Annotated in this window: 12 protein-coding genes; 4 read left to right on the forward strand and 8 right to left on the reverse strand. The window is 30.2% G+C overall.

Annotated elements, in window-relative coordinates; translation table 11 throughout:
- Positions 1-17: 17 nt before the first annotated feature.
- The 6 genes from DAD81_RS02320 to modA form a co-directional block, all read right to left on the reverse strand.
- Positions 18-1,955, reverse strand: a complete 1,938-nt coding sequence (locus tag DAD81_RS02320; protein WP_179950009.1) for a RagB/SusD family nutrient uptake outer membrane protein — start codon at positions 1,953-1,955, stop codon at positions 18-20.
- A gap of 56 nt (positions 1,956-2,011) precedes the next feature.
- Positions 2,012-5,197 carry a SusC/RagA family TonB-linked outer membrane protein gene (locus tag DAD81_RS02325; RefSeq protein WP_111706614.1) on the reverse strand — a complete coding sequence of 1,062 codons (3,186 nt, stop codon included), beginning with the start codon at positions 5,195-5,197 and terminating at the stop codon, positions 2,012-2,014.
- A 344-nt stretch (positions 5,198-5,541) separates the two neighbouring features.
- A complete protein-coding gene (locus DAD81_RS02330) occupies positions 5,542-6,417 on the reverse strand; it encodes a sulfate/molybdate ABC transporter ATP-binding protein (protein WP_111706615.1) in 876 nt (291 codons plus the stop codon).
- A complete protein-coding gene (gene modB, locus DAD81_RS02335) occupies positions 6,414-7,085 on the reverse strand; it encodes a molybdate ABC transporter permease subunit (protein ID WP_394340147.1) in 672 nt (223 codons plus the stop codon). Before modB ends, DAD81_RS02330 begins: the two co-directional genes overlap by 4 nt.
- Complete coding sequence (locus DAD81_RS02340) at positions 7,085-7,483, reverse strand: TOBE domain-containing protein (protein ID WP_111706617.1); 399 nt, start codon at positions 7,481-7,483, stop codon at positions 7,085-7,087. The genes modB and DAD81_RS02340 overlap by 1 nt, the downstream gene beginning before the upstream one ends.
- Entirely contained in the window at positions 7,484-8,239 is a 756-nt protein-coding gene (gene modA / locus DAD81_RS02345; protein ID WP_111706618.1) for a molybdate ABC transporter substrate-binding protein, read from the reverse strand. It lies immediately after the preceding gene.
- Between the two features lie 129 nt (positions 8,240-8,368).
- Here modA and DAD81_RS02350 point away from each other — a divergent pair, with 129 nt between their 5' ends.
- Positions 8,369-8,803, forward strand: coding sequence for a CBS domain-containing protein (locus DAD81_RS02350; RefSeq protein WP_111706619.1), 435 nt, complete (start codon positions 8,369-8,371; stop codon positions 8,801-8,803).
- On the opposite strand, the gene rpe is transcribed toward DAD81_RS02350, so the two are convergent.
- Positions 8,800-9,462 (reverse strand): ribulose-phosphate 3-epimerase, encoded by a 663-nt coding sequence (rpe, locus tag DAD81_RS02355; protein ID WP_111706620.1) that lies wholly within the window; start codon positions 9,460-9,462, stop codon positions 8,800-8,802. The two genes, DAD81_RS02350 and rpe, sit on opposite strands and share 4 nt — an antisense overlap.
- Positions 9,463-9,584: 122 nt before the next feature.
- Positions 9,585-10,448 (reverse strand): sigma-70 family RNA polymerase sigma factor, encoded by an 864-nt coding sequence (locus DAD81_RS02360; RefSeq protein ID WP_090225171.1) that lies wholly within the window; start codon positions 10,446-10,448, stop codon positions 9,585-9,587.
- A gap of 148 nt (positions 10,449-10,596) precedes the next feature.
- On the opposite strand from DAD81_RS02360, the gene DAD81_RS02365 reads away from it, so the two are divergent.
- From DAD81_RS02365 to DAD81_RS02375, 3 genes are read left to right on the forward strand one after another with little or no spacing between them, the layout of a single operon-like run.
- The gene (locus DAD81_RS02365; RefSeq protein WP_111706621.1) at positions 10,597-11,163 is read left to right on the forward strand and encodes an RNA polymerase sigma factor; all 567 of its coding nucleotides are present in this window, start codon (positions 10,597-10,599) and stop codon (positions 11,161-11,163) included.
- Positions 11,163-11,354 carry a hypothetical protein gene (locus DAD81_RS02370; RefSeq protein WP_111706622.1) on the forward strand — a complete coding sequence of 64 codons (192 nt, stop codon included), beginning with the start codon at positions 11,163-11,165 and terminating at the stop codon, positions 11,352-11,354. Before DAD81_RS02365 ends, DAD81_RS02370 begins: the two co-directional genes overlap by 1 nt.
- A gap of 30 nt (positions 11,355-11,384) precedes the next feature.
- A complete protein-coding gene (locus DAD81_RS02375) occupies positions 11,385-12,209 on the forward strand; it encodes a mechanosensitive ion channel family protein (RefSeq protein ID WP_111706623.1) in 825 nt (274 codons plus the stop codon).
- Position 12,210: the final 1 nt, after the last annotated feature.

Here is a 12,210-nt window from a genome sequence, read left to right on the forward strand (position 1 = left end):
AAATCTGAATTCTTAAATTAATTATTCCAGTTTAAGTTAGAATTAATCTCATCTTGCGGTATTGGAAGGTAACTATGAATATCTTCAATAAAGTTCTGAGAACCCGTTAATTGATCTCTTAAATGAGGTTCGTTAGCTCTTCTATTTCCATTAACAAAAAGGTCTGCTGGATTTTCTTTTGGTAGTCTAAATGGATAAACCGGAAGATTGGGATCTGAATATGTAGGAATCTCTCCTATTGGCATAGCAAATGATCTCCATCTAGTAGGGTTTTTAGCCTGAGCGTTGTTTTTATAATTCCAACTATCATATTGAAATGATGCAATATGTATTAATTGTTCTTTCCAAACCCCCCAACGTCTTAAGTCAATTGTTCTGTCACCTTCTAATGCAAGCTCTAGTGGTTTTTCAGAAAATCTTAAATGGTCCATTAAATTACTTAAAGTTACAAATTGCTCTCCGTTTGAAGCATCTAAATCAATATCATCCATATACGTAGTAGTTCCACCTGCAAATTCGGCACTTGACTCACTAGATTTTCCTAATAAAATTAAATGAGAACGTTTTCTAATACGGTTAATATATCTTAACGCTTCAGTTAAATCTCCTTTTTCAATCATACATTCAGCATATAAAAGATATACTTCAGCTAAACGCATAATAGGAATATTAATATCAGATCTATCATTCTTATCAGTGCTTTCATCTTCACCAGCACCACCATTATTTACATTCCAGCCTGTAAACTTTTTAATATAGTTAGGGAATTGTCTTGAGTGAGTACCAGCGCTTACTGCTGCTCCATACAATGCATTATTTTCACCATACATTGTACCATCTCTATCATCAACAGACGACATAGAATTGTTCATACGATGGCTGTAATATCTCAAAACATTTTCCTGAATACTATCAAGATCACCATTAGCAAGGTAAATATTTCTATTTACTCTGTTTGCAGGATCTAAAGGATCTACTCTTTCATTTCTGTATTTTTGTGTAAGCCAAGAAGTATATTGAACTACACTACCGTCGTTTAACCTGTGTGAAAGTCTTTGAGAAAGATTTTGTTCTCCTAAACCTAATGGATTGGCATCATATGAATAATTGATTTCAAAAATCGATTCTTCATTAAATTCAGCCATACCTGTAAGGCTTTCAGCTAAATCAGCAGTAAGGTTATATCCATAATTATCCATTACATTCTTTAAGTAGATTTCTGCAGTAGCAAAATCATTTTCATTAATATAACTTTTAGCAAATAAAGCTTCACAAAAACCACCTGTAATACGTCCTAAATTACCATTTCCAACTTCAGATTGCCAAGCATTGTAAGTTCCTGGTAAATTATCCATTCCAAATTGTAAATCGGCTCTGTAAAATGCTAGTACTTCTTCTGCAGAAGAAAAAGCTTTTTGAAAATCTGCAAGATCTACAGGAACTGCATCAAATAATGGCACTGACCCTTTGTTATATGCGTGGTGTAAAACATAGTAAAAATAACCTCTTAAGGCTCTGGCTTGTGCAACTATTAAATTAGCTGTTTCTATCGCATCATCTCCTACAAAAGTAGATTCAATTTTCTTATATCCATCAATTACTTGATTCGCTCTAAAAATACCTTTATAACATGCATCCCATTTGCTTTGTACCTGATTGGTTGTTAAATCAAAACTTTGATCATAAATTGGGTTACCTGTTGATTTACTTCTTTGTGAGAATGGTACCGCAATATCTGTACGTGTATATTCCCATTCTATACCTAAAATATTCTCGTCTCTTAGTGAGGCGTAAGCAGCATTTAATCCGCCATTTAGGTCACCTGCACTTTGCCAATATGTACTAAGTGTTAGTGCATTTGGGTTCACTTGCTCCAATTCATCTGAACAGGATTGAAATGAAAAGGCAATTACAGCTAGGGCAATTAAACCTTTATAAAATGTCTTATGTATCATTAATATATTTTTTTTATATTTTCTGTGTATATTTTTCATCTTCAGCCTGTTTTAAATTAAAATTGAAGTTGTATACCGGCTTTGAATTGAGAAGATATTGGATATCTTCCTTGGTCAATTCCACGCGTGCTTAATCCGTTACCACCTACTTCTGGATCAAAACCAGTATAGTCAGTAATAGTCAATATGTTTTGGGCTTGTGCGTAAATTCTAAATTTACTAAATCCTAATTTTTCAATTACCTTTTTAGGTAGTGAATACCCCAAAGAAATATTTCTCAATCTAATAAAATCTCCATCTTCTAAGAAAAAGTCTGAACCACCTCTATAAGATCTGGTTCCATTACCATCATACCAAGGCACATCGGAAGTTTGGTTATGTTGTGTCCAAGAATAGAATAAATCTTTATGTACACCTGCCTGGTATGCATACGCTTTACTACCATTCATTATCTCAGCACCATAGGAACCATACCATGCCATTGAAAAATCAAATCTTTTGAATTTTGCAGAGAAATTCAACCCTCCTTCAAAATCTGGAGATCCACTACCTTGGTATACTCTATCACTGTCATTCAGTTGTCCATCGGCAGCATCAGCAATCCCGTCACCATTTGTATCCACAGTTAATTGATCTATATACATTAACTCTCCCATTTTAGCACTAGCATCTAATACTTTATACTGGTCTAATTGCTCTTGAGTTTTTATAATTCCAGCTGTTTCACGTAAAAAGAAGGCAGCTGCTTCGTAACCCTCTGTAATAACAGTTACAATTTCTCTAGAACCTTTAGTAGAAAGATATCCATTATTTAAGTATATAATAGGATTATTTGGACTTGTTTTTGTAACAATATTAGTATTTTGTGTAAAGGTACTTGAAACGTTCCAACTGAAATCTCCACTTGTTTTGTGTCTGTAATTTACAGCAAATTCAACACCAGAGTTTTCCATATTACCAACATTAAATACGGTGCTACGATTACCTCCTGATACACCAGTTGATGGTGGGTTTACAATTTGATATAATAAATCTTTCTTTTCATTTTTGTAAAAATCTCCAGAAATAGTCAATTTATTTCTAAACAATCCAAGGTCGAAACCGAAATTTTGCTCAACATTGGTTTCCCATTTTAAATTTGCATTTGAATATGCCAATTGAGTGGTTCCAAGAGCACCTGATTCTGATGATGGATTATTAACATCTCCAGAAGGACTATTACTACCAAAAACATAGTCATTTCCTGGTTCTACAACTGCTTGGTTACTATATGGTGAAAATCTATCATTACCAGTAGTACCATAACTAGCTCTTAATTTAAGAGAGTTAGCTACACTTTTTAATGGATCCCAAAAATTTTCATCAGATACATTCCAACCTACAGATACTGAAGGGAAGAACCCCCATCTGTTATCTTCTCCAAATTGCGAAGAACCGTCATAACGTCCACTTGCACTTAATAAGTATTTACCATCATAATTATATTGTATTCTGGCTAAGTTACCAATCAATGTTTTTGTGAAATCATATCCTCCAGAAGAAATATCCCAAAGTAATTCATAATTGTCTAAAACTGTAATTGCAGGATTTAAATTATTTCTAACTTCTAAGCTATAGCGTTCATTTTTAGATTCTTCAAATGAAGTCATTGCTAAAACTCTTACACTGTGTAATCCAAATGTTTTACTATAATTAGCAAAAACCTCTGATGTAAGTTTAGATGAAGTAATGTCTGTAATTTGTTGTGATGTAATATTTGCGGGATTCGTAATTAAATTACCTTCCGTATTGTAAATATCATATCTTGGAACTATTTTCACCCATTTATTATCTCCATATTGAATTCCAAATCTACCAGTCAGTTTTAATGATTCTGTTACATCAAGATCAATTGTAATATTTCCAGTATGGCTGTTACCAGCTCTGTTGTCTGTGGTTTTAATAGTTCTTAACGAATTAGCTAAAGATCGAGCTTCATTAAGTTTCCAGTCATTTAGAGGATCGTCAGTACTTATTTCAGAAGCGTCTGAAAGTACATTGGCATCTAAATTAATTGCAGGTTTAAAAGGAAGGTATTCATAAATTCTATTCATCATACCCGTCCAAGGCTTTAATTGATCATCTCTTTTAAAGGTTAATGCAGTATTTATTTTCCATTTACCTTTGGTAAACATCGTATTAGCACGTACGTTAAATCTTTTGTAGTCAGAGTTGTAGAAAGACCCTTCTTGTTGGAAATAGTTGGCATTAAAGTTATATGTTAATCCCTTTGTACCACCAGAAACATTAATACGGTGATTTTGAATTGGTGCATTGTCATTTAATAATACATCTCCAATGTTTGTGTTATTCGTAAAATAACTTGCATTTCTTGAAATATCACCATCAACTCCTCCTTGTACTTTATTAGTATTTAAAGAGCCTCTTAAATTATGAAGGTAGGTATATTCTTCTTTAGTCATTTGATCGAAACTAGAAGTAATATGTTGGACACCATATTCAGAATCAACTGAAATTTTCATTTGACCAACTGTACCTTGTTTAGTAGTAATTAAAATTACCCCTCCGGCACCACGAGTTCCATAAATAGAAGCAGAAGCGGCATCTTTTAATACATCAACAGATTGTATTTCACTAATACTTAATTGAGGATCCGAATCATAAGGAATACCATCAACTACGTATAATGGACCACTTTGTCCATCCATTAATGAACTAAAACCACGAATAACAATGTTTGCTTCTTCACCAGGAGCACCTGAACTAGAAGCAACGTTTACACCTGCAATTTGTCCTTGCAAAGCAGCACCAATATCTGAAGTTGTAGTTTGAGCCAATACATCAGCTTTTACTTGCACAACAGCACCGGTTAATTCTTTCTTTTTCTGAGTTCCATAACCAATTACTACAACTTCTTCAAGAGCAGCAACATCAGTATCTAATACAACATTTATACTAGTTCTTGAGTTTACCCTTTGTTCTTTTGAACTAAATCCCATAAAACTGAATATTAATGTGTCAGTTGAATTGGCTTTAATAACATAATTTCCATCAAAGTCTGTTGATACTCCGTTAGTTGTACCTTTTACTAAGACTGTTACACCTGGTAGTGGTTGCCCATCTCCAGTTACATTACCCTTTACGGTAAGCGTCTGCGCTTGAATTGCACTAAAGCTCAATAATAACATTGCTGCTATAAAAGAGGCTTTGAGTTTCCAATTAACAAGAAAATTGAATTTCATATTTAATTTGTTTTTAAGTTTAGATGTTACAAATGTTTAAAAAAAAACAAGTTAAACGGATAACATATGTTTTTTAAGTTGAAACATATGTGCTTATTCTTAAAAATATGTTAAAATACAGCAGCTCTGGAGCTGTTTTAAATTTGAAAATGATTTTTAACAGTAAATTTAGAAATTTTAAAAAAGCAAAGTGTATGCCCATTAAATTTTAAAAAAAGTTGTGATATATGTTATTTTGAAGGTTAACGAAGAGTTTTATTTAACTATAAATTAAAAGTATATTATAAGAAATTTACAAATTTCTTATTTTAAAATAACCATGGATACATAATAAAAAATAATCCCTAACCTATTTTATGAATGATGGGATTAAAAGCTTTGGCAGAAACCAAGATTTTATCACCCGCTTTTAAATGTTCACCTTCGGTTTCATCAGCAACTACTTTTACTAAATCTTTACCAATTCTAATTGTAAGGATATATAGAAAGTCTTGTGTTTTAATTTCAATAATTGTTCCTGTGAATTGAAATTTAGCACTTAAATCTTTATAGTTAAAAACTTGGTTAGGTTTTCCTTGACGCGTAATTTTTCCAAATTCAATTTCAAGAACCTTATCAGACATTCTTATAATTTCAGAAATATCGTGACTTATTAATAATGTTGTAAGGTTATATTCTTTGTGAACATTTAAAATATACTGTTGTAATTTAAATCTAATTTCAGAATCTAATGCAGAAAGTGGTTCATCTAACATTAATATAGAAGGTTTTTGAACCAAAGCTCTTGCTAAAGCAACGCGTTGTTTCTGACCGCCTGAAAGTGTTTCTGGTTTTCTGTTTTGCAACTCTCCAAGTTCAATAATTTCAATTAAACTATTTACAATTTTAGTGTTATCACCTTTATTTAGTGCAAACAATAAATTTTCTTTAACAGTCATATTTGGAAACAGCGCGTAATCTTGAAATACAAAACCTACTTTTCGTCTCTGAGGTTTTAAATTTATTCTTTTAGCGCTATTTAACCAAGTTTCTCCATTTACAATAATATTTCCTGAGTTTGGTTGAAGAAGCCCTGCAATAATTCTTAAAATAGATGTTTTTCCAGCGCCTGAATTTCCATATAAAGTAACTAAGCTACCTTTTGTAATTGTTGTTTGAATATTTAAATCCATTTCACCTAAGGAAGATGTCAATTTTTTATGAATATCAATTTCAATCATTTCTTAATGTGATTTAAATAACCTCCATTTATTAAATAGACAACTAGTAATATTGTAAATGTAAGTGCAAATAGAATTAATGAATAAGAATTTGCAGCATCGTAGTTTAAAGATTCAACTTCATCATAAACAGCAATGGAAGCAACTTTTGTTTTTCCTGGAATATTTCCACCTATCATTAAAACTACCCCAAACTCTCCTATAGTATGTGCAAAAGCAAGTACAATTCCTGTAAGTAGAGATGTTTTAATATTGGGTAAAAGTACTTTTATTATAGTTGTTGTTCTTGATTTTCCTAAAACATAAGACATGTCCTTTAATGATTTAGGTAAGTTTGAAAACCCCGCTTGTATTGGGTGTACCATAAAAGGTAAACTATAAATTATAGATGCTATTAGTAAGCCTTCAAAAGAAAATACTAGTTTTATACCTAGCCAATTATTAAGCCAACTTCCAAATGAGTTTGAGGGGCTAAATGCAATTAATAAGTAAAATCCAATAACTGTTGGTGGTAAAACTAATGGCATACTAACAAAAGTTTCAAATACGGGTTTTAGTTTAGATTTTGTGTAAGCCAACCAATAAGCTAAAGGAATAGAAACAAACAACAATATTATTGTTGTAATAAAAGCTAATTTAAAAGTTAATATTAAAGGTTGCCAATCAATCATTCGGATAGCATAATTTCGTTTGTTTTTACCATTGCGGTTACTAAAGTTCCTATTTCTAAATTTAACCGCTTTAAAGAATGCGTAGTAATTATTGAATTTATATAACCAACAGATGTTTTAATTACTAATTTACTTAATAATTCATTAGAATTAATGCTTTCAATTTTTCCTATAAATTGATTTCTTATACTTAATTCATTTGTTTCTCCTATACCAATTATAACTTCTGTTTCTTTAAATAAAACATCAATAGCATTACCTTCTTGTAAATAAGGTGCAGAATTTACGGTATCAATAACAATGGCAAATATTTCAATATTATTAACTTTAGTACTAACTAAAGTTAAATTATTGCTAACCGTTAATTTATGTATGTTACCTTTTAATACATTCATTTACAAATCTGTTGAATACCCAAATTTATTTAAAATATGTTTTCCTTTTTCTGAAAACAGAAATTTATAGAATAATTCTTTTTGTTTAGCTAAACCAGGGCCATTTTTTAAAATAACAACGCCTTGTTTAATAGGTTTATAGGAATTTGGGTCTATATCAATCCAATTACCTTTACCTTTTATGTAAGGGGATAAAACAACTGACTTTGCGGTAAACCCTATTTCGGCAGCCATAGTAGTTATAAATTGGTTTGTTTGTGCTATACTTTCTCCATAAACAAGTTTATGTTGTAGGTTATTAAATAAATTGTAATGTTTTAATACGTTTTCTGAGGGAATTCCATAAGGTGCTGTTTTGGGATTTGCAGAAGCGATATGTTTTATACTTTTATTTGATAAAATTTTAATGGACGGTTTAAGAGTATCAATCATTGTCCAAAGTACAAGTTTTCCTAATGCATATATTTTTGGTTTTTTAATACTGAAACCTGTTGTAAACAATTCTTCAGGATATTTCATATTTGCAGAAGCAAAAATATCATAAGGAGCTCCTTCTTTTATTTGTGCAGTTAGTTTTCCTGAAGAACTAATAATTACTTCACATTTTACACCAAATTCTTGCGTAAACTCTTTAGTTAGCTCTTTCATAGCGAATTGCATGTTTGCAGCAGTTGCAATATGAAGTTTTTCTTCTTTTGAAGATGAGCATCCTAAAAAGAGGAAAGATGTTAAAAAGATAAAAACCTTGTAGTACATAGTTATTAAGATAAAAACTAGTTTGAAGATGAAGCTAAGATACTACCTCCAAAATTAATAATATGACTTAAATCATAATAATTTTAATTCATTTTATCGAACTTTAAAGTAAACTAAAAAACTAATTTTATGAAACGTCTTGAGCCGGTATCTAAAATAATGACAAAAAAACTTATTACGTTAAGCTTAAATGATGATTTGTATAAAGCTGAAAAAGCATTTAAGGAAAACCATATTCGTCATATTCCTATTGTTAAAAATAAGCATATTGTTGGTATGTTAAGTTTAACGGATTTAAAAAGAATTAGTTTTTTAGATTCGTATGATGCCCAGGAAATTAAAATAGACAACGCTATTTATAATATGTTGAGTATAGAACAAATAATGGTTAAAAATCCAATACACATTAATTCAAATATTACAATAAAAGCTGTAGTTGAAATTTTATCAAAAAACGAATTTCATGCACTACCAGTAGTTGATAATAGCATTTTAGTTGGAATAATTACAACTACAGATATTTTAATGTATTTACTAAAGCAATATGAATTAGATGCCGTTTAACTTGGGCAAACTAAGTTTTTTAAATCAGCAATAGTATTTGTTGGGTTTTCGCTTTTAAACACAAAACTACCTGCAACAAAAGCATCTGCACCAGCTTCTGAAAGTTGCTCTATGTTTTGATCGGTTACTCCGCCATCTACTTCAATTAATGTATTAGCTTCACTGTATACAATTAGAGCTTTTAATTGTTGTACTTTTTTATATGTATTTTCAATAAAACTTTGTCCGCCAAAACCAGGATTAACACTCATAATAAGAACTACATCAAGATCTTTAATAATATCTTCTAAAACAGCAATAGGAGTGTGTGGGTTTAAAGAAACACCAGTTTTCATTCCCGCAGCTTTAATTGCTTGAACTGTTCTATGTAAATGAGTACAAGCTTCATAATGTACGGTTAAAATGTCTGCTCCAACTTTTTTAAAGTCTTCAATAAAACGATCTGGATTTACAATCATTAAATGCACATCCATTGTTTTTTTCGCGTGTTTTTTAATGGCGCTAATAACAGGCATTCCAAAAGAAATGTTTGGTACAAAAACACCATCCATAACATCAATATGAAACCAATCAGCTTTGCTGTTGTTAATCATTTCAACATCTCTTTGTAAGTTTCCAAAATCTGCCGCTAATACTGATGGAGCAATAAGTTTATTCATTTTTTAGTAGTGTTATTTAAGTTTTTACAAATATATAAAAAGGCTTTTTGTTATTGAAATAACAAAAAGCCTTTTTTAAATGTGAATTCTCAATTACGAATTACTAATTCGTAATTAAAATATTATCCTAAATATGTTTTTAAAATTTTACTTCTAGAAGTATGTTTTAAACGTCTAATAGCTTTTTCTTTAATTTGACGAACGCGTTCACGAGTTAAATCAAAAGTTTCACCAATTTCTTCTAATGTCATTGGGTGAGCATCACCTAAACCAAAGTACAATTGCACAACATCCGCCTCTCTAGGAGTTAATGTTTCTAAAGCACGTTCAATTTCCACTTTTAAAGATTCGTGTAATAATGCTTTATCTGGGTTTGGAGATTCTCCAGTATTTAATACATCGTATAAATTAGAATCTTCACCTTCAATAAGTGGAGCATCCATTGATACGTGACGACCAGAGTTTTTCATAGACTCTTTAACATCGTTCACGGTCATATCTAATTTTTTTGCAATTTCTTCAGCAGAAGGAGGTCTTTCATTCTCTTGCTCAAGAAAAGCATACATTTTATTAATTTTGTTAATAGAACCAATTTTATTTAAAGGCAAACGAACAATACGAGATTGCTCAGCTAATGCTTGTAAAATTGATTGACGAATCCACCAAACAGCATAAGAGATAAATTTAAACCCACGAGTTTCATCAAAACGTTTTGCTGCTTTTATTAATCCTAAATTGCCTTCATTAATTAAATCAGGTAAAGTTAATCCTTGATTTTGGTATTGTTTTGCTACAGAAACAACAAAACGTAAATTGGCTTTTGTTAATCTTTCTAACGCAACTTGATCTCCAGCTTTAATACGTTGTGCTAATTCTACCTCCATTTCAGCAGTAATTAAGTCAACTTTTCCAATTTCTTGTAAATATTTATCTAATGAAGCAGTTTCTCTATTAGTAACCTGCTTGGTAATTTTTAGTTGTCTCATTTAAAATCTAATTTTTTTTGATTTATGTATAGCTTACATAATATATACGTTGTATTTTTGTAAATGTTACAAAAAAGAATAAGATTTTTTTTTAATGTGACTTAATAAATCAATTAGTGTCTAAAACTTATAACCCAATAGTAATTTTTTGAAACAACCGGATAACATATCGTTATTATCGGATAACGAATTAATTCAAAGAATAGTGCAATCAAATGACACCCATTTGTTTGCAGTATTGTATGATAGGTATTCATCTGTTGTTTACAATAAGTGTTATGGTTTTGCTTCATCAAAAGAAGAGGCACAAGATTTAACACATGATATTTTTATTAAACTTTTTATTAAGTTAAGAACATTTAAAGGAACAGCTAAGTTTTCAACCTGGCTGTATTCTTTTACATATAATTTTTGTGTAAATTATGTTACACGAAATAATTATAAGAAAAATGAAAAGAATTTTGAAGGTGAAATTCCGGATGATACTGACTTAGATTCAAGTGATGAAACTATTTTTAGTATGAAATCTGAAAAGCTGAAAAAGGCTTTGGAAATGATTGATCCAAATGAAAAAATGATTTTATTGCTAAAATATCAAGATGATTTTTCAATAAAAGAAATTCAGGAAGCAATGGATATAGGGGGGAGCGCTGTTAAAATGCGTTTGAAAAGAGCAAAAGAAAAGTTAATTAGTGTATATAAAAATCTTAAATAATGGATAACCCTTTTAAGAAAATATTACATAACGAAGAGGTTCCAAAAATATTGAAGGAAAAAGTTATTAATGATATATCATTAATAAAGCTTTCTATTGATTTGGCCGATCTTTTTGTAATAAAATACCCTAATACTGTTTCTGAGCTGTTGGATACGGAAAAGAAACCAATTAATAATAAAAAGAAGTAAATTTAGAAAACTAACCCAAAATTATAAATAATGAAATTAAGTATTCAATTAGATCAGATGAATTTATCCTTTGCGCAAGATTTATGGAATCAATTTTTAGGTTTTATGCCTAAATTATTATTGGGAATAGGTTTAATTATTTTAGCCTTGATAATATTAAAGGTTGTTAATTTTATACTTAAAAAATTATTAAAAGTATCAAACATTGATTCCTTAACAACTAAATTAAATGATGCTGAACTTTTTGGAAAAAGCGATTATACGGTTGTTCCTTCTAAAATAATATTAAAGTTTGTAAAATATTTTTTGATTTTAATATTTATAGTTATCGCATCAGATATGTTAGGTTTAAAAATGGTATCTGAAGGTATAGGGAGTTTTATTGCCTATTTACCAGTTTTAATAAGTGCGTTGTTAATTTTTGTTGTTGGAGTTTATATGGCTTCACTAATTAAGAATGCAATTCATGATACTTTTAAATCTTTGGAATTAAGTGGCGCTAATCTAGTTGGAAATATTGCCTTTTATGCAATTGTAGTTGTAGTTTCAATTACAGCTTTAAATCAGGCTGAAATAGAGACAGACATTATTACAAACAATTTAACCTTAATTTTAGGTTCTGTATTAATTGCTTTTACAATAGCTTTTGGATTAGGAGCCAGAGATATTGTTACTCGATTATTATTTGGATTTTATTCAAGGAAAAATTTTGAAGTTGGGCAACAGATAAAAACAGAAAACTTTGAAGGAGTAATTCAGCAAATTGATAATATATGTATTACAATTAAAACTAAAGAAGGAACGGTTGTTTTACCAATTAAGAAATTTGTAGATCAGGATATTGAAATAAAATAAG

The organism is Lutibacter citreus (assembly GCF_003260195.1).
Lineage (GTDB): Bacteria > Bacteroidota > Bacteroidia > Flavobacteriales > Flavobacteriaceae > Lutibacter > Lutibacter citreus.